Origin of the sequence: Streptomyces sp. NPDC001848 (genome assembly GCF_042891915.1) — a bacterium.
Classification (GTDB): Bacteria; Actinomycetota; Actinomycetes; order Streptomycetales; family Streptomycetaceae; genus Streptomyces.
Genome location: NZ_JBIATP010000002.1, coordinates 422,739 through 441,263 on the forward strand (window position 1 = coordinate 422,739; position 18,525 = coordinate 441,263).

The 18,525-nt window shown below is 71.4% G+C and carries 15 protein-coding genes; 8 read left to right on the forward strand and 7 right to left on the reverse strand.

From position 1 onward, the window contains the following. Window positions 1-16: 16 nt before the first annotated feature. A complete protein-coding gene (locus ACFYZJ_RS04995) occupies window positions 17-505 on the reverse strand; it encodes a PaaI family thioesterase (RefSeq protein ID WP_388562932.1) in 489 nt (162 codons plus the stop codon). 54 nt (window positions 506-559) lie between these two features. Further along, a complete protein-coding gene (locus ACFYZJ_RS05000) occupies window positions 560-2,839 on the reverse strand; it encodes an FdhF/YdeP family oxidoreductase (RefSeq protein ID WP_388562934.1) in 2,280 nt (759 codons plus the stop codon). 285 nt (window positions 2,840-3,124) lie between these two features. On the opposite strand from ACFYZJ_RS05000, the gene polA reads away from it, so the two are divergent. After that, a complete protein-coding gene (gene polA, locus ACFYZJ_RS05005) occupies window positions 3,125-5,851 on the forward strand; it encodes a DNA polymerase I (protein ID WP_388562936.1) in 2,727 nt (908 codons plus the stop codon). 140 nt (window positions 5,852-5,991) lie between these two features. Here polA and ACFYZJ_RS05010 read toward each other — a convergent pair whose 3' ends face one another. Further along, a complete protein-coding gene (locus tag ACFYZJ_RS05010) occupies window positions 5,992-6,846 on the reverse strand; it encodes a DUF4184 family protein (protein WP_388562938.1) in 855 nt (284 codons plus the stop codon). Between the two features lie 271 nt (window positions 6,847-7,117). Here ACFYZJ_RS05010 and ACFYZJ_RS05015 point away from each other — a divergent pair, with 271 nt between their 5' ends. The 3 genes from ACFYZJ_RS05015 (at window position 7,118) to ACFYZJ_RS05025 (ending at window position 10,153) form a co-directional block, all read left to right on the forward strand. Next, window positions 7,118-8,854: a lytic murein transglycosylase gene (locus tag ACFYZJ_RS05015; protein ID WP_388562940.1), complete on the forward strand. Its 1,737-nt coding sequence runs from the start codon at window positions 7,118-7,120 to the stop codon at window positions 8,852-8,854. A gap of 147 nt (window positions 8,855-9,001) precedes the next feature. Continuing rightward, window positions 9,002-9,136: an SPW_0924 family protein gene (locus tag ACFYZJ_RS05020; protein ID WP_388562942.1), complete on the forward strand. Its 135-nt coding sequence runs from the start codon at window positions 9,002-9,004 to the stop codon at window positions 9,134-9,136. A gap of 24 nt (window positions 9,137-9,160) precedes the next feature. Further along, window positions 9,161-10,153 carry a DUF3068 domain-containing protein gene (locus ACFYZJ_RS05025; protein ID WP_388562944.1) on the forward strand — a complete coding sequence of 331 codons (993 nt, stop codon included), beginning with the start codon at window positions 9,161-9,163 and terminating at the stop codon, window positions 10,151-10,153. Here the strand turns inward: ACFYZJ_RS05025 and hrpB are convergent. The 3 genes from hrpB to ACFYZJ_RS05040 all read right to left on the reverse strand — a co-directional run bounded on the left by hrpB (window position 10,143) and on the right by ACFYZJ_RS05040 (window position 14,018). Next, window positions 10,143-12,662: an ATP-dependent helicase HrpB gene (hrpB, locus tag ACFYZJ_RS05030; RefSeq protein WP_388562946.1), complete on the reverse strand. Its 2,520-nt coding sequence runs from the start codon at window positions 12,660-12,662 to the stop codon at window positions 10,143-10,145. The genes ACFYZJ_RS05025 and hrpB overlap by 11 nt on opposite strands. A 25-nt stretch (window positions 12,663-12,687) precedes the next feature. Beyond that, entirely contained in the window at window positions 12,688-13,014 is a 327-nt protein-coding gene (locus ACFYZJ_RS05035) for a hypothetical protein (protein ID WP_388562948.1), read from the reverse strand. A 143-nt stretch (window positions 13,015-13,157) separates the two neighbouring features. Then, entirely contained in the window at window positions 13,158-14,018 is an 861-nt protein-coding gene (locus tag ACFYZJ_RS05040) for a class I SAM-dependent methyltransferase (protein WP_388562949.1), read from the reverse strand. A 342-nt stretch (window positions 14,019-14,360) separates the two neighbouring features. On the opposite strand from ACFYZJ_RS05040, the gene rpsA reads away from it, so the two are divergent. The 4 genes from rpsA to ACFYZJ_RS05060 all read left to right on the forward strand — a co-directional run bounded on the left by rpsA (window position 14,361) and on the right by ACFYZJ_RS05060 (window position 18,083). Then, the gene (gene rpsA / locus ACFYZJ_RS05045; protein WP_103839640.1) at window positions 14,361-15,851 is read left to right on the forward strand and encodes a 30S ribosomal protein S1; all 1,491 of its coding nucleotides are present in this window, start codon (window positions 14,361-14,363) and stop codon (window positions 15,849-15,851) included. A gap of 184 nt (window positions 15,852-16,035) precedes the next feature. Further along, on the forward strand, window positions 16,036-16,974 hold the full coding sequence (locus ACFYZJ_RS05050) for a PAC2 family protein (protein WP_388562952.1): 939 nt from the start codon (window positions 16,036-16,038) through the stop codon (window positions 16,972-16,974). A gap of 70 nt (window positions 16,975-17,044) precedes the next feature. Beyond that, window positions 17,045-17,653, forward strand: a complete 609-nt coding sequence (gene coaE / locus ACFYZJ_RS05055; protein ID WP_388562954.1) for a dephospho-CoA kinase — start codon at window positions 17,045-17,047, stop codon at window positions 17,651-17,653. A gap of 49 nt (window positions 17,654-17,702) precedes the next feature. After that, window positions 17,703-18,083, forward strand: coding sequence for a tetratricopeptide repeat protein (locus ACFYZJ_RS05060; RefSeq protein WP_366027749.1), 381 nt, complete (start codon window positions 17,703-17,705; stop codon window positions 18,081-18,083). A gap of 102 nt (window positions 18,084-18,185) precedes the next feature. On the opposite strand, the gene ACFYZJ_RS05065 is transcribed toward ACFYZJ_RS05060, so the two are convergent. Then, window positions 18,186-18,458, reverse strand: coding sequence for a DUF6343 family protein (locus ACFYZJ_RS05065; protein ID WP_388562957.1), 273 nt, complete (start codon window positions 18,456-18,458; stop codon window positions 18,186-18,188). Window positions 18,459-18,525: the final 67 nt, after the last annotated feature.

The window sequence follows — 18,525 nt, forward strand, 5'->3', positions numbered from 1 at the left end:
CGTGGGCTTTCGCGGCTCAGTCCGCCGTGCGCAGGTGTGCCTCGTCGCCGGGCCTCACCTCGCGCAGCAGGCAGGTGAGGCGCGCAGTGCACACGCGCTTGCCGTTCTCCTCGCTGATCACGATTTCGTACGTCGCCGTGGAGCGGCCCCGGTGGACGGGGGTGGCGACGCCGGTGACCAGGCCGGAGCGCACCCCGCGGTGGTGGGTGCAGTTCAGGTCGACACCGACGGCGATCTTGGAGCTGCCGCCGTGCAGCATGGCGCCGACGGAGCCGAGGGTCTCGGCGAGGACGGCGGAGGCGCCGCCGTGGAGCAGTCCGTACGGCTGGGTGTTGCCCTCCACCGGCATGGTGCCGACGACGCGCTCCGCGGACGCCTCGACGATCTGGACGCCCATCCGCGTGCCGAGATGCCCGGCGGAGAAGAGGGCGGGCAGGTCGACGCCGAGCGAGGCGTACTCGTCGACGACTTCCTGGGGGAACTTCACGGTGTGCTGCTCGCCCATGAGGCACGGCTCCGTTCGTGGTGATCGGTCACTCGACTGTGGCTGAGCAAACGCTCAGTCGGTCGCCGATTGTTCCAGGCGGACCACCACGGACTTGCTCGCGGGGGTGTTGCTCGTGTCGGCGGTGGCGTCCAGCGGGACCAGCACGTTGGTCTCCGGATAGTAGGCGGCCGCGCAGCCCCGCGCGGTGGGGTAGTGCACGACGCGGAAGCCGGGGGCGCGCCGGTCGACGCCGTCCTGCCACTCGCTGACCAGGTCGACGTACGAGCCGTCCGCCACGCCGAGCGCACGGGCGTCCTCGGGGTGGACGAGGACGACGCGGCGGCCGTTCCTGATGCCGCGGTAGCGGTCGTCGAGGCCGTAGATCGTGGTGTTGTACTGGTCGTGGGAGCGCAGGGTCTGCAGCAGCAGCCGGCCCTCGGGCAGCTCCGGGTACTCCACGGGGGCCGCCGTGAAGTTGGCCTTGCCGGTGGCCGTGGGGAAGCGGCGCTCGTCGCGGGGGGCGTGGGGGAGCGCGAAGCCGCCGGGGCGGGCCACGCGCGCGTTGAAGTCCTCGAATCCGGGGATCACGCGCGCGATGCGGTCGCGAATGGTCGCGTAGTCCTTCTCGAACTCCTCCCACGGCACCTTGCTGCCGTCGCCGAGCACCCGGCGGGCGAGGCGGCACACGATGGCCGGCTCGGAGAGCAGGTGGGGGCTCGCGGGCTCCAGACGGCCACGGGAGGCGTGCACCATGCCCATGGAGTCCTCGACGGTCACGAACTGCTCGCCGCTGCCCTGAAGGTCGCGCTCGGTGCGGCCGAGGGTGGGCAGGATCAGGGCGCGGGCGCCGGTGACCGCGTGCGAGCGGTTCAGCTTGGTCGACACGTGCACGGTGAGGCGGGCCCGGCGCATGGCCGTCTCCGTCACCTCGGTGTCGGGCGAGGCGGACACGAAGTTGCCGCCCATCGCGAAGAAGACCTTGGCCTCGCCGTCGCGCAGGGCGCGGATGGCGCGGACGACGTCGTAGCCGTGCTCGCGCGGCGGCGCGAAGCCGAACTCCTTCTCCAGGGCGTCCAGGAAGGCGGGCGCGGGCCGTTCGAAGATGCCCATCGTGCGGTCGCCCTGCACGTTCGAGTGACCGCGCACCGGACACACGCCCGCGCCGGGGCGGCCGATGTCGCCGCGCAGCAGCAGGAAGTTGACCACCTCGCGGATGGTGGGCACCGCGTGCTTGTGCTGGGTCAGTCCCATCGCCCAGCACACGATGGTGCGCCGGGAGGCGAGGACCATCCGGAGGGCCTTCTCGATCTCCTCGCGGGTGAGGCCGGTCGCCCTGAGCGTCTCGTCCCAGTCGGCGGCGCGGGCGGCCTCGGCGAACTCCTCGAAGCCGTACGTGTGTTCGCGCACGAACTCCTCGTCGACCGCGCCCTCCGTCTCGAGGATCAGCTTGTTCAGGAGACGGAAGAGGGCCTGGTCGCCGCCGATGCGGATCTGCAGGAACAGGTCGGTGAGCGCGGCGCCCGTGGTGAGGCCCTTGGGTGTCTGCGGGTTCTTGAACCGTTCCAGGCCGGCCTCGGGCAGCGGGTTGACGCTGATGATCCGCGCGCCGTTCGCCTTGGCCTTCTCCAGGGCGGAGAGCATGCGCGGATGGTTCGTGCCGGGGTTCTGCCCGGCCACGATGATCAGGTCTGCCTTGTGGAGGTCCTCGAGCAGGACGCTGCCCTTGCCGATGCCGATCGTCTCGGAGAGCGCGGAGCCGGACGACTCGTGGCACATGTTGGAGCAGTCGGGCAGGTTGTTGGTGCCCAGCTCGCGGGCGAACAGCTGGTAGAGGAAGGCGGCCTCGTTGCTGGTGCGGCCGGAGGTGTAGAAGACGGCCTGGTCGGGGGAGTCCAGGGCGGCGATCTCCTCGGCGATGATGTCGAAGGCACGCTCCCAGGTGACCGGCTCGTAGTGGTCCGCACCCTCCGGCAGGTACATGGGGTGCGTCAGCCGCCCCTGCTGGCCCAGCCAGTAGCCGCTGCGGCCGGCGAGGTCGGCGACGGAGTGCGCGGCGAAGAACTCGGGGGTGACCCGGCGCAGCGTGGCCTCCTCCGCCACCGCCTTCGCGCCGTTCTCACAGAACTCGGCCTTGTGCCGGTGGTCCGGCTCGGGCCAGGCGCAGCCAGGGCAGTCGAAGCCGTCCTTCTGGTTGACGCGCAGGAGGGTCAGCGCGGTGCGGCGCACGCCCATCTGCTGCTGGGCGATCCGCAGGGTGTGCCCGATCGCCGGCAGCCCTGCCGCGGCGTGCTTGGGCCCGGCGACCTGCGGCGCGTCCTGAACCGGATCGCCCGTGGGCGGCTTCGTTGCCATCGCTGCGCTCTCCTTCACCAGCACCCGTGAACTACGTCTCCGATCCTCGCACGCGCTGCCGACAACGACGGGAGTGCGTGCGAGGACAGAGGCCATAGTTCCGTATCATGCAATCGTTGCGGAAGAGGCAACGGTGGGTCTCGGCCGCGACGGGCGGCGCCGGTCCCTGCGCCTGGCCTCGCGGGGTGCTGCCCCCACCGCCCGCGCAGCGCGAGGCCCCGTACGGCCGCCGGAGGAGCCCTCGGCCGGGGCCGAGTGTCAGTGGGGCGTGGCAGGATCGGGGGCGTGGCAGAGACAGCATCGAAGCAGACCGACAAGACCACCGGCGGCGACCGTCCCCGGCTGATGCTCATGGACGGGCACTCCCTGGCCTACCGCGCGTTCTTCGCGCTGCCCGCGGAGAACTTCACCACCGCGACCGGCCAGCCGACGAACGCGATCTACGGTTTCGCGTCGATGCTGGCCAACACGCTGCGCGACGAGGCGCCCACGCATTTCGCGGTGGCGTTCGACGTCTCCCGCAAGACCTGGCGCTCGGAGGAGTTCACCGAGTACAAGGCGAACCGCTCGAAGACACCGGACGAGTTCAAGGGCCAGGTGGAGCTGATCGGCGAGCTGCTGGACGCCATGCACGCTGCCCGCTTCGCCGTCGAGGGGTACGAGGCGGACGACGTGATCGCCACGCTCGCCACCCAGGCCGAGGCAGAGGGCTTCGAGGTGCTGATCGTCACCGGCGACCGCGACTCCTTCCAGCTGGTCAGCGAGCACACGACGGTGCTGTACCCGACCAAGGGCGTCTCGGAGCTGACCCGGTTCACCCCGCAGAAGGTGGTCGAGAAGTACGGGCTGACGCCGGCGCAGTACCCGGACTTCGCGGCCCTGCGCGGCGACCCGTCGGACAACCTGCCGGGCATCCCGGGCGTCGGTGAGAAGACGGCGGCGAAGTGGATCAACCAGTTCGGCTCGTTCGCGGAGCTGGTCGAGCGCGTCGACGAGGTCAAGGGCAAGGCCGGGCAGAACCTGCGCGACCACCTGGAGTCGGTGAAGCTGAACCGCCGGCTGACCGAGCTGGAGCGGCAGGTGCAGCTGCCGAAGGCGGTCGCCGATCTGAGGCGGGCCGCGTACGACCGCAAGGCCGTCGCCATGGTCCTGGACACCCTGGAGATCAGGAACCCCTCGCTGCGCGAGCGGCTCTTCGCCGTCGACCCCGGCGCCGAGGAGGCCGAGGTACACCCGGTCGTGGCGGACGGTGTCGAGCTGGACGGCACCGTGCTGGGCGCGGGGCAGCTGAAGCCGTGGCTCGCCGAGCACGGCACACAGGTCCTGGGGGTCGCCACGGTCGACTCGTGGGCGCTGGGCACGGGCGCGGTGGCCGAGATCGCGCTCGCCGCTGCCGACGGGGCGGCGGCCTGGTTCGATCCGGCGGAGCTGGACGAGGCCGACGAGAGGGCGTTCGCGGAGTGGCTCGCGGACCCGGCCAGGCCCAAGGTGCTGCACAACGCCAAGGGCGCGATGCGCGTCCTCCCCGAGCACGGCTGGTCCCTTCAGGGCGTGACCATGGACACGGCGCTCGCCGCGTACCTGGTCAAGCCGGGCCGTCGCTCCTTCGCGCTGGACGCGCTCTCACTGGAGTACCTGGGCCGTGAGCTGGCGCTCGCGGCCACGGCGGACGGGCAGCTGGCCTTCGGCACGGACGAGGGCGCCGAGGCCGAGGCGCTGATGATCCAGGCCCGGGCGATCCTGGACCTCGGCCAGGCGTTCGAGGAGAAGCTGCGGGAGGTCGGTGCTGCGGATCTGCTGCGCGACATGGAGCTGCCCACCTCCGCGCTGCTGGCCCGGATGGAGCGGCACGGCATCGCTGCGGACCGTACGCATCTGGAGGCCATGGAGCAGATGTTCGCGGGCGCCGTCCAGCAGGCGGTGAAGGAGGCGTACGCGGCGGCGGGGCACGAGTTCAACCTGGGCTCGCCCAAGCAGCTCCAGGAGGTCCTCTTCGGTGAGCTGGGCCTGCCGAAGACGAAGAAGACGAAGACGGGCTACACGACGGACGCGGACGCCCTGGCATGGCTGGCGACCCAGACGGACAACGAACTGCCGGTGATCATGCTGCGCCACCGTGAGCAGGCGAAGCTGCGGGTGACGGTCGAGGGCCTGATCAAGACGATCGCGACGGACGGCCGCATCCACACCACCTTCAACCAGACGGTCGCCGCGACGGGCCGGCTGTCGTCGACGGACCCGAACCTGCAGAACATCCCGGTGCGCACGGACGAGGGCAGGGCGATCCGCCGGGGCTTCGTGGTCGGTGAGGGCTTCGAATCCCTGATGACCGCGGACTACAGCCAGATCGAGCTGCGCGTGATGGCTCACCTGTCGGAGGACGAGGGTCTGATCGAGGCGTTCACCTCCGGGGAGGACCTGCACACCACGGTCGCCTCCCAGGTGTTCGGGGTCGGCCGGGACGCGGTGGACGCGGAGATGCGGCGCAAGATCAAGGCGATGTCGTACGGCCTGGCGTACGGGCTGTCGGCATTCGGCCTGTCCCAGCAGCTGAACATCGAGGCGGCCGAGGCACGGGCGCTGATGGACACCTACTTCGAGCGGTTCGGCGGGGTGCGGGAGTATCTGCGCCGGGTGGTGGACGAGGCGAGGGCGACGGGTTACACCGAGACGCTCTTCGGCCGCCGCCGCTATCTGCCCGACCTGAACAGCGACAACCGCCAGCGCCGGGAGATGGCGGAACGCATGGCGCTGAACGCCCCGATCCAGGGCACGGCGGCGGACATCGTCAAGATCGCGATGCTGAACGTGGACCGGGCGCTGCGTGAGGCGGACCTGAAGTCCCGGATGCTCCTCCAGGTCCACGACGAAATCGTGCTGGAGATCGCCCCGGGCGAACGGCAGCAGACGGAGGAACTGGTCCGCCGGGAGATGGCCGGAGCGGTACGGCTGAGGGCACCACTGGACGTCTCGGTGGGCTACGGGACGGACTGGGAGTCGGCGGCGCACTAGTGCCGGGCACTAGCCGTTCGGCCGGCGTCGGCAGCCGACCTCGGGCGAGCGGCGGGCGGGGGGAGCCTCGACCGGTGACCGGCCGGCCGGCACCGAGGCGGCCCGGTGGGCCGCCGGCCCACCCGGGTCACCGGGAGCGGTCAGCCTGACGCCGGTCGGGTCGGTTCCCGGTGCGGGTCCTGGCGGTCGGGGGCCGTGCGGCGCAGGGCCCTGACACTCGTCACGTAGAGCGCGAGCCCCACCGTGAGGCCCGCGCCCGCGCCGAAGCACGCCGACGGGATGACCTCCCACGGTTTCGCGTGGGCTCCCCAGTAGGCCCACCACCGGGACGCCCGCTGCACCGCCCCCGCAGCCGCGCACCCGCCGATCACCGCCGCCGCCAGCCACCGGTCCGCCCATGTCAGCACCGGAACCGCCGGTACCGCCGGCGAACCGGCCGGAGTCCGCCGCAGCGCTACCGCCACGAACACGGCGATCACCACGGCCGCCACCGCCGAACTCCCGTACTGCAGATACGTGTACAGCGGCGTACCGGCCATCGGCCGCGCGAGCCCGGGCACCAGCCGCACTCCCCACCGGCCGACATGCGTGAACGCGTCCCACACGACATGTGTCAGCGCGCCGAGCGCCGCGGAGACGTACCACCGCGCCACCAGTGCGAACGTGACCTCGCGCAGTGGTGTACCGCAGCGCACCAGCGCCGCCACCCGGCCCTGCGCCACCGGTGACAGCAGCGCCACCAACGGCTCCCGGACCACCAGCCACACCCACACCAGCGCCCACGCGATGAGCACATCGACGGTGAACACCCCGCTGAAGGAGTGAGTGACCGTGCCGAACTCCATGCCACCGGACACCACACTCGCCGCGAAGTAGGTCATGTCGGGCGCGAAGGATCCCGCGACGAGAACGGCGGGCACCAGCCGCCCGCGTCCCGACCCGTCCCCGCGCACGGCCGGCAGGACGGCCGCGGCATGGCTGAGGGTGAACGGCACGACGCCTCCTGCCGCAGATGTTGACCGAGCACAACCACTCGGCGATCACGAACGTCCAGTATGAGGGATGCATGAGAAAGGTGAGGCGACCCGCCCTGCTTCTGGGTCCACCCCAAGGCGACATGACCAACTGGTGAAAAACGGGCGCCAACAGGTGTCGGCGCGAGGCAAGTTGTCGTAGGGTCACTTGGTCGCCGCGCGGGTGCGTGGTCGAACACACCGACACAACAGAGCAGCACACACCAGGTCGTCGACGGGAGGGGTTCACTCAATGGCGGCGCGTTTCGGCAGGAGGCTGCGCAAGGGGGCGGCAACCACAGCTGTGGCCGCGGCCGCGGTCGCGGCTCTGGCGGCGTCCCAGGCTCCGGGGGCCACCACCGACGGCCAGGGCAGACAGGCCACCGGCGCGCAGTCCACCCCCGAGACGACCGGCAACGCGAGCGGTGGTGACACCGCCACCGGCAACGGCGGCTACTACACCGACCTGCCGCCGCTCAACAGCCCCACCGAGTCGCCCGGCCCCAGTGCCACGCCGACCACGGGCACCCCGGGCGCCGCGGAGGCCGGCATACCCGCCACCGTCCTCGACGCGTACGAAAAGGCCGCGGCGGAACTCCAGCGCTCCAAGCCGGGCTGCAATCTGCCCTGGCAACTCCTCGCCGCCATCGGCCAGGTGGAGTCCGGCCAGGCCGAGGGCGGCCGGGTCGACGCGGACGGCACGACGTACACGAAGATCCTCGGCCCGGTCCTGAACGGCAACGGCTTCGCCACCATCAAGGACACCGACCACGGCGTCTACGACGGCGACAGCACCTACGACCGCGCGGTCGGGCCCATGCAGTTCATCCCGTCCACCTGGGCGTGGGCGGGCCGCGACGGCAACGGCGACGGGGTAAAGGACCCCAACAACATCTACGACGCCGCCCTGGCCACCGCGCACTACCTGTGCCGCGCGGACCGTGACCTGTCGGTCCAGGCCGACATGAACGCCGCGATACTCAGCTACAACAACTCGCAGGACTACCTCAACACCGTTCTGTCCTGGTACGAGTACTACCGCAAGGGCACCCACTCGATCCCGGACGGCACCGGCACCGTGCCCTCGCGCCGCAGCGACCGGAACTCGGGTGCGAGCCCCGACCTGAAGCCGGGGAAGACGAGCAAGCCCGGCGACTCCAAGCCCGGCGGCGGTACCAGCCCCAGCCCCACCCCCACCCCGCCGTCGACGGGCAAGCCCCCCACCCCGAAGCCGACGCCGCCCACTCCCACCGACACGGTGGACCACCTGGCCGACAGCGGCACCGGCACGCTCTCCGCGAAGACGGGCGACACCTTCGACCGCAAGATCGTGGTGAAGGCCGTCACCAAGGCCGGCAAGGCCGTGCCGAAGATCCGCGTGCGATTCACGATCATCGGCGACACGGACACCGCCTTCACCGGCGGGGAGTCCGTCGCGACCGCCGTCACCGACAGCTCGGGCAAGGCCACCGCGCCCGCGCTCGTCGCAGGGCAGAAGGCCGGCGGTTTCAAGGTCCGCGCGCTGGTGGTGGGCCGCACGATCACCGGTCTCGACTACTCGGCCACCGTCGTCGAACGCCAGGCCGACACCCTCGCCCGTACCAGCGACACCGAACCGACCTGCACGCCGGGCGGCGAGTTCGCGGACCAGGTCGAGGTGAAGGCCACCTACAAGGGCGCCGTCGCGGACGGTGTCGCGGCCACCGCGACCCTCGTCAAGTCGGCCGAAGACCCGACCGAGAACGACAAGGGCCCCTACTTCAAGGATGCGAACGGCAAGACGGTACGCACCCTCACGGATCTCAAGACCGACGCGAACGGCCTGCTGAAGCTGCCGAAGCTGTACGCCGACGACACGACCGGCACGTTCCTGCTCCGCATCACCACCGCGGGCGGGGCCACTTTGACGATCGAGCTGAAGGTCGCGCCGGCCGACTCGTCGCCGAGCCCCAGCCCCAGCCCCAGCCCCACGCCCAGCCCGAGCTCGTAGCCGGCCTGGACCGCGGGAACGTACGACGGCGGCGCCCCTCCACCGCGGAGAGGCGCCGCCTTTCGTGCGCCCTGTTCTCATCTCGCACGCCCATTGCTACGGTGCCGACCTGACGATGTATCAGCTTCCGCTCCCGGGGAGGCCCGTATGCGCGCCCTCGTCGCCGCCGCGCTCGGCCTCGCAGCGGCGTTCGCCCTGGTGTTCGGCCTGACGGCCCTGGTCTCGCCGTCGGGCACGACGTCCCCGAAACCACTGCTGACCACGGTCCCCAGCCATCCGTGACGCACGCACAGGGAGGACGCCGAGATGCGCCGCAAGGCCGGCCTGATCCTGCTCGCCCTCGCCGTGTTCTGTACGGCGCTGTCCCCACTGCTGCGCTGGTACGCCTTCCCGCACCTGGCCAAGGTCCCCGCGAACCAGTACCAGACCATGGTCCTCCAGGCGAGGAACGCGACCCTCCTCGACTACGGCACCATGACGTCCCGCACGGTCCCCGAGGTCACCATCGTGCAGACCCTGAAGGGCGATGTGGAGGCCGCTGAGAACATCGAGAAGACCGCGGGCCGGGACGTGGTCGTCTGGGACGGCCTGTCCTATGTGCAGGGACCCGACGGCGCCATGGTGTCCCGCATCCCGGAGCGTTACATCTTCGACGCCCACAGCCAGGAACCCGTCCACGCCACCGGCGAGACGGTCGACGGCGACCCCGTCCACCGTGACGGCATCGAGTTCAAATGGCCGTTCCTGACCCAGAAGCGGGACTACGAGTACTTCGACGCGCAGGCCCGCGTCACCCGTCCCATCCACTACAAGGGCACGCAGACCTTCCGGGGCGTCAAGGTCTACTACTTCGAACAGACGATCCCGTGGACCAAGGTGCCCTTCCCGAAGGTCATGCCCGTCAAGGGCATCACCCCCCAGTCGGTCGCGAAGACCGGCACGACCCGCTGGTACACCACGGTCCGCAGGTTCTGGGTCGAACCCCTGACCGGCGCACCCGTCTACGGCGAGGAGATCCACAAGGAGGAACTGCGCGGCGGCACGCTCCTCGGGGGCCGTGACAGGGTCACGGTCTTCGCAGGGGACGTGAAGATGCGCGAGGACTACATCGCCTCGACGGTCGCCCTGGTCAAGCACAACCGCCTGCTGATCCTGCTGCTGACGTCCTTGCTGCCCTGGGGCTTCCTGATCCTCGGCGCCGCCCTGCTGTCGCTTTCCCTCTACCTGGAGGCGCGCGGCCGCCGCCCGGACGACCCGGAGCCCACCGCGGTCGTGGAGCCCGAGCCGGTCACCGCCTGAGCCGCGCGTTCGTGTGCCGCGTCGGCTCCGCGGTGGCCGGGTCCTCGGGCCAGGGGTGCTTGGGGTAGCGGCCGCGCAGCTCCGCCCGTACGGCCTTGTAGCCGTCCCGCCAGAAGGAGGCCAGATCGGCGGTGACGGCCGCGGGGCGCCCGGCGGGGGAGAGCAGATGCACGACGACGGGCACACCGGCGATCTCCGGGGAGGCCTGCAACCCGAACATCTCCTGCAGCTTCACCGCGAGGACGGGCCGCTCGGGGTCGGCGTAGTCGATCCGGATCGCGGACCCGCTCGGCACGGTGATCCGCTCCGGGGCGAGTTCGTCGAGCCGCGCCGCCTCCCCCGTCGACCAGGGCAACAGCCGGGCCAGGGCCTGTCCCGCGTCGATCCGGGCCAGTTCGGCCCGCCGCCGGGCACGGCTCAGCTCGGGCTCCAGCCACTCGTCCACGCGCGCGTGGAGCGCGTCATCACGGACGTCCGGCCATGGCTCGCCCAGGTGCAACCGGAGAAAGGCGAGCCGCTGCCGCAGCACACGAGCCTGAGGTGACCACCGCAGCAGACCGAACCCCTCCTGCCGCAGCCCTTCCAGCAGGGCCCGACGTACGAGGGCGGGTGACGGGTCCCGCAGCGGCCGCACCGCCAGTTCGACGGCCCCGAGCCGCTCGACACTCCGGGCGACGACGTCCCCCTCGACCCAATGCACCTCCTCGCCCCTGGAGTACAGGGCCCCGGCCGCTCGCCGCGCCACGTCCTCGTCGACCACGGCGGCGAGCCCCACGCGCGCGTGCCCCGCACCGACGGGCCGGTCCGCCACGGCCACCGCCAGCCACGGGGCGCCGCGCAGCGCCGACCCCTCCCTCAGCTCGGCGCGGGTGCCGTTCAGCATGAGGCAGGAGCCACCGTCGGCGCGCGCGAGCCGCTCCGGAAAGGCGAGCGCGGCGACGACACCCACCACGTGGTCGTCGCCGACCTCATGGTCGTCGCCCACCTCAGCCGCACCGGCAGGCGCGTCGCCCGCCGCGGCCCGCAGTCGGCGTACCTCCTCCCGCCAGCGCGCCGCGTAGGCGTCGCCCCCGCGCCGAGCCGCCCGCCACACCGCCGCCAGGTCGTCGCCGTACTCGCGCGGCGGCTCTTCGCTCAGCAACCCCACCACCTCCGCGGCCTGCTCCACCCCGACCAGCGGGGCCGCGTCCAGCAGCGCCCGCGCCAGCCGTGGATGCAGCCCCAGCCGGGACATCCGTACGCCCCGCTGCGTGACCCGCCCCGCCGCGTCCACCGCGCCGATCGCCATCAGCACCGAGCGTGCCGCGGCCATCGCCCCGGACGGCGGTGCGTCGAGGAGCGCCAGCCCGGACGCGTCCGGTTCGCCCCAGCACGCCGTCTGCAACGCGAACGCCGTCAGATCGGCCAGCCGGATCTCCGGCGCCGGGAAGCGCGGCAGCCGCGCGTCCTCCGCCTCGGACCAGCAGCGGTACACCCGGCCCGGCGCCTCACGACCCGCCCGCCCCGCGCGCTGCCGCCCCGCCGCCTGCGAGGCCCGTACCGTCGTCAGCGCGCTCAGCCCCCGCGCATGGTCGACCCGAGGCTCGCGCGCGAGCCCCGAGTCGACGACCACCCGCACGCCGGGCACGGTCAGTGACGACTCCGCCACGGCCGTCGCCAGCACCACGCGCCGCGCCGAACCCGGCGACAACACGGCCTCCTGCACGGCCGCCGGCGCCCGACCGTGCACCTGGAGCACCTGGGTGTCGCCAGGATCCCCCAGCTGACCCGCCACCCGCGCGATCTCCCCGACACCGGGCAGGAAGCACAGCACGTCCCCCTCGCACTCGGCGAGCGCCCGCCGCACCACCGACGCCACATGCGCGAGCAGCGCCGGATCCACCCGCATCCCGTGCGGCGGCCGGACGGGGCGCGCGGGAGGCGCCCACACCACCTCCACGGGGTACGACACGCCCTCCGCCTCGACGACCGGTGCCCCGCCCAGCAGCCGTGCCCAGCCCTCCGCGTCCGTCGTCGCGGAAGCAGCCACCAACTGCAGCTCCGGCCGCAGTGTCTGACGCACATCAAGCAGGAAGGCGGCGACCGTGTCGGCGTCCAGATGCCGCTCGTGGACCTCGTCGAGGACGACCACGTCGACGTCCGCCAGCTCCTGGTCCCGCTGGAGCCGCTGCAGCAGCACACCGGTCGTGACGACCTCCACGCGCGCGTGCCGCCCGACCACCCGCTCCCCGCGCACGGTGTAGCCGACGCTCCCGCCGGTCTTCTCGCCCAGCAGCCACGCCATCCGCCGGGCCGCCGCGCGCGCCGCGATCCGCCGTGGCTCGGCCACCACCACCCGCCGAGCGGGGCCGCCACCCAGCAGCCCCGCCAGCGCCAGTGGCACCAGCGTCGTCTTGCCGGTACCGGGCGGCGCGCACAGCACCGCCGTACCGTGCTCGCCCAGAGCGGCCCTGAGAGCGGGGACGGCAGATCGGACGGGCAGGCGGTCGAGGGCGTCGTGGCGGATCACCGCACCAGTGTTCCAGGAGGCCGCGTCAGGGGAGGAAGACGTGGTGGCAGCGCAGGCAGAACAGCTGCCTGCGCCAGTCCGCCCGTTGCCTCGCCGCCTGCGCGACGCTGCCGCGCAGGGCCACCAGCCACAGGCCCCCGCCGACCAGCCCGACGAACCCCAGCCACACCTCCGAGACGAGCAGGGCGCAGCCCACGGTCAGCAGCCCGAAGGGCGCCGCCCAGCGCTCCTCGTCCAGTGCGGGCCGCGCGAGGTGCGGTGCCCCGGCCCGCGCCTCGGGCGACAGCGTCCTCCAGTAGGTGCGGAGCAGAGTGGTCCTGTCCGCTCGCCGGCAGACCGGGCAGACGTGCATACGCGTACCCCCCACCGCCTGGCACCGCGGACCGCGGCCTTGAGGGTGACATGTCGACTCATCGTTTGTGCCCCGCCGCTACGCCGGCATACGCGCACGGCCGGCACCCTTCCCGGATTGGCCGGAACCGCCCCCTCGGTACCTCAGTCCCGCTCGCACACGAAGATCGCCGTCCCCGGGATCAGGCCGCCGCGCAGCGGCGACCACCCACCCCATTCGGACGTGTTCCAGGCCGGCCACTCCGGCTCGACCAGGTCGAGGAGCCGGAAACCGGACGACACGACGTCCCGCACCCGGTCGCCGAGCGTGCGGTGGTGCTCGACGTACACCGCCCGGCCCTGCTCGTCCTGCTCGACGTACGGCGTGCGGTCGAAGTAGGAGGCCGACACGGTGAGGCCCTCCGGACCCGGTTCGTCCTGGAACGCCCAGCGGATCGGGTGGGTCACCGAGAAGACGAATCGGCCGCCGGGCCGCAGCACCCGGTGCACCTCGCGCAGTACCAGTCGCGGGTCCGCCACGAAGGGCAGCGCCCCGTAGGCCGAGCACGCCAGGTCGAAGGAGGCGTCCCGGAAGGGCAGGACACAGGCGTCGGCCTGCACCAGGGGGAAGCCGGCGCCGATCCGCAGAGCGTGCTGGAGCTGGCGGTGGGAGAGGTCGAGGGCCACCGGGCGGGCGCCCTGCCCGGCGAGCCAGCGGGAGCACTGCGCCGCGCCGGCGCCGATCTCCAGGACGTCCTTGCCCTTCAGCTCCTCGGATGGGCCGAGCAGCTCGGCCTCGACCTCGTCCAGGCCCTCGGGCCCCCAGACGAAGCGGTCGTCGCCGAGGAACCTGCCGTGCTCGATCTGGTACTCGTCCGCGTTCCGGTCCCACCAGCCCCGGTTGGCCCGGGAACTCTCCGTGACACCCGCCGCACGTCGGGTGGCTTCCGGTTCGAACTGTTCGGGCTCTTGGATGATGGGCTCCCTCGTCGTACTCTTCCGTCCAGCCTGACCCGGCGGTGTCACAAAAGGGTCCTGCGGCCTGCGCGGTCTCGTGGCATCGGCCGGTTGGGGCCGGTGGCGCACGACGACTTGTGCCGGGAATGCGGCGATCCGCCCCGGGTGTGCGCCTTCGCGCATTGACCCTGTCCGGCTGCCCCCGTATGCTACAAGTTGCGCTGCGGGCCTGCGCACCTCAGACGTAGCAGGCTGCGCTCGCATCTGTTGTATGTCCCCTCGGTTGTCGAGGCGCCATCACCAGTCGGCTGGTGAGGCGCTTCCTTGGCTGTCCGGCTTCTGCAGAGCGAAACGGGCTCCAGCGTGAGCAGTACCTACGACTTCAATGTCCGTACCGGAGCCCTTTTCCACATGACGAGCAGCACCGAGACCACCGCCACCACCCCGCAGGTAGCGGTCAACGACATCGGTAACGAGGAAGCGTTCCTCGCAGCGATCGACGAGACGATCAAGTACTTCAACGACGGCGACATCGTCGACGGCGTCATCGTGAAGGTCGACCGGGACGAGGTCCTGCTCGACATCGGTTACAAGACCGAAGGTGTCATCCCGAGCCGCGAGCTCTCGATCAAGCACGACGTCGACCCGAACGAGGTCGTTGCCGTGGGCGACGAGATCGAGGCCCTGGTCCTCCAGAAGGAGGACAAGGAAGGCCGCCTGATCCTCTCGAAGAAGCGCGCCCAGTACGAGCGTGCCTGGGGCACCATCGAGAAGATCAAGGAAGAGGACGGCATCGTCACCGGTACCGTCATCGAGGTCGTCAAGGGTGGTCTCATCCTCGACATCGGCCTCCGTGGCTTCCTGCCGGCCTCCCTGGTCGAGATGCGTCGCGTCCGCGACCTCCAGCCGTACGTCGGCAAGGAGCTCGAGGCCAAGATCATCGAGCTGGACAAGAACCGCAACAACGTGGTCCTGTCCCGCCGCGCCTGGCTCGAGCAGACCCAGTCCGAGGTCCGCCAGACCTTCCTCACGACCCTGCAGAAGGGTCAGGTCCGGTCCGGTGTCGTCTCCTCGATCGTCAACTTCGGTGCCTTCGTGGACCTCGGTGGCGTCGACGGTCTGGTCCACGTCTCCGAGCTGTCCTGGAAGCACATCGACCACCCGTCCGAGGTCGTCGAGGTGGGCCAGGAGGTCACCGTCGAGGTCCTCGACGTCGACATGGACCGCGAGCGTGTCTCCCTGTCGCTGAAGGCGACCCAGGAAGACCCGTGGCAGCAGTTCGCCCGCACCCACCAGATCGGCCAGGTCGTGCCCGGCAAGGTCACGAAGCTGGTTCCGTTCGGTGCGTTCGTCCGCGTGGACGAGGGCATCGAGGGTCTGGTCCACATCTCCGAGCTGGCCGAGCGCCACGTGGAGATCCCGGAGCAGGTCGTCCAGGTCAACGACGAGATCTTCGTCAAGGTCATCGACATCGACCTCGAGCGTCGCCGGATCTCGCTGTCCCTGAAGCAGGCCAACGAGTCCTTCGGTGCCGACCCGACCGCCGTCGAGTTCGACCCGACCCTGTACGGCATGGCCGCGTCCTACGACGACCAGGGCAACTACATCTACCCCGAGGGCTTCGACCCGGAGACCAACGACTGGCTGCCGGGCTACGAGAAGCAGCGCGAGGAGTGGGAGCGCCAGTACGCCGAGGCGCAGGCCCGCTTCGAGCAGCACCAGCAGCAGGTCATCAAGTCCCGCGAGGCGGACGCCGCTGCCGCTGCCGAGGGTGGCGAGGCCGCCGCTCCGGCCGCGACCGGCGGTTCGTACTCCTCCGAGGGTGGCGACAACTCCGGCGCCCTGGCGTCGGACGAGGCGCTGGCGGCCCTGCGTGAGAAGCTGGCCGGCGGCCAGAGCTGATCGCTCGCCGCCAGGCGTCAGCGGGTGACCGAGGGCCCGCCCCCACCGGGGGCGGGCCCTCGGCGTGTTTCGGCCCCGGGTCGCGGATCTCGCTCAAAACAGTGCGGACCGAGGAGGCATCCGGGAATGACCGTGCCCCCGGCCCGCGTTGTACTCGTACGAACACGAGGAGGAGCGGTCTACAGTGCTTGATCCGCAGGGTTTGTACGCATGGGAGCCGAAGGGCCTCGCCGTCGTCGACATGGCGCTCGCCCAGGAATCGGCCGGACTGGTCATGCTCTACCACTTCGACGGATACATCGACGCGGGTGAGACCGGCGACCTCATCGTCGACCGGCTCCTGGACGCGCTGCCCCAGCAGGTCGTGGCCCGCTTCGACCACGACCGGCTCGTGGACTACCGCGCCCGGCGTCCCCTGCTCACCTTCCGGCGCGACCGCTGGACCGACTACGAGGTCCCCAGCATCGAGGTGCGCCTCCTCCAGGACGCCACCGGAGCGCCCTTCCTGCTGCTGTCGGGGCCCGAGCCGGACGTGGAGTGGGAGCGGTTCGCCGCGGCCGTTGAGCAGATCGTGGAGCGGCTCGGCGTCCGGCTGTCGGTGAACTTCCACGGCATCCCGATGGGCGTGCCGCACACCCGGCCGGTCGGCCTCACCCCGCACGGCAACCGCACCGACCTGGTGCCGGGCCACCGCAGCCCCTTCGAGGAGGCGCAGGTGCCGGGCAGCGCCGAGTCCCTGATCGAGTACCGGCTCGCGGAGGCCGGACACGACGTCCTGGGCGTCGCCGCGCACGTCCCGCACTACATCGCCCGCTCCCCGTATCCGGACGCCGCGCTCACCGTCCTGGAGGCCATCACGGCCGCCACCGGACTCGTCCTGCCGGCCGTCGCGCACTCCCTGCGCAACGACGCGCACCGCACGCAGACGGAGATCGAGCGGCAGATCCGGGAGGGCGACGAGGACCTGGTGCGGCTCGTCCAGGGGCTCGAGCACCAGTACGACGCCGCCGCGGGTGCCGAGACGCGCGGCAACATGCTCGCCGAACCCATCGAGATCCCGTCCGCGGACGAGATCGGACAAGAGTTCGAGCGCTTCCTCGCGGAGCGCGAGGGCGACAGCTGAGCCCCGGGCGGACAGCCCGGCCCACGGCCTGCCATCGGCACCGTCAGTGGCAGGCCGTAAGCTTCCGGGCATGTTGAAGGTGGGCCTGACCGGCGGTATCGGCGCCGGCAAGAGCGAGGTGTCGCGGCTGCTCGTGGAGTGCGGCGCCGTACTGATCGACGCGGACCGCATCGCGCGCGAGGTCGTCGCTCCCGGCACTCCCGGGCTCGCCGCGGTCGTCGAGGCGTTCGGGGAGGACGTCCTCGCCCCGGACGGCAGCCTGGACCGTCCCAGGCTGGGCTCCATCGTCTTCGCCGACCCGGACAAGCTGGCGGCCCTGAACTCGATCGTGCACCCCTTGGTGGGCGCCCGCTCCCGCGAACTGGAAACCGCCGCTCCCGACGACGCCGTGGTCGTCCACGACGTCCCCCTCCTCGCCGAGAACGGACTCGCCCCGCTCTACGACGTCGTGATCGTCGTGGACGCGAGCCCTGCCACCCAGCTCGACCGGCTGGTCCGCCTACGGGGTATGACCGAGGAGGACGCCCGCGCCCGCATGGCCGCCCAGGCGTCCCGCGAGAAGCGTCTGGACGTCGCGGACATCGTGATCCACAACGATGTACCCCTGGAGGAGCTGAAGCAGCGGGTGAGGGACGTATGGGAGGAACTCGTCCGCAGGGCGCGGCGTTCACAGGAATAGCGCCGTCCCCGGGGGCGTTGAACCGGTGCAGCAAGGGAAGGAATCTGCCGTGCCCGAGACCAGCGATTCCACCGGACCCACTCCGGAGACGCATGTCATCGACTTCCGCGCCGCGGAGCAACTCCTCGCCGCACGGGACCCGCGGGGCGCGGTCAAGCTGCTCGACGGAGTGATCGCGGCCCACCCCGAGAACACCGCGGCTCGACTGCTGCGCGCCCGTGCCTTCTTCGCCGCCGCGCAACTGCGGCCGGCCGAGCTGGAGTTCAGCATCGTGCTGGAGCGCGAGCCGGACAACGCGTACGCGCACTTCGCACTCGCCCGCACCTATGAGCGCCAGGCCCGGCCCGACGAGGCGAAGCGGCACTTCCGGCTCGCCGCCGCACTGGACCCGAACCCGCAGTACCTGAAAGCGGCACGCTTCGACTCCTAGTGCCTGGTGGGTACCGGCGTCTGCCGGGGCCCGCGGCGCCGAGCTGGTGGAAGGACAGGTCCTGGGGCGTGGGCCCGCACGCCGACAGGGTCCCCTCAGTGGCTACCGGCCGCGGCCTTCCGGCGGCGGGTACGGCGGGACATCGCGTCCCGGCTGCCAGTGAGGGCCCTGACGGATGTGCCGCACGATCATGGTCATGTCCGCGGCCACGACCAGCCACAGCGCACCGCACGCTGCCGCCCAGCCCGGCCGGCCGAGGAGCGCGAACACCACCATGCCGAAGGTGGCCCACACCAGACCCCACAGGCTCAGCCAGAAGCGGGCCCGCAGTGCACTGCGGGCCGTCGTCGGTTCACTGCCCGTACGCATCGCCATCACTGCTCCTCAAGGCACCAGTACCCTCCGTGGTGCATGTTCACCATGGGACGGCGACCGGAACCGG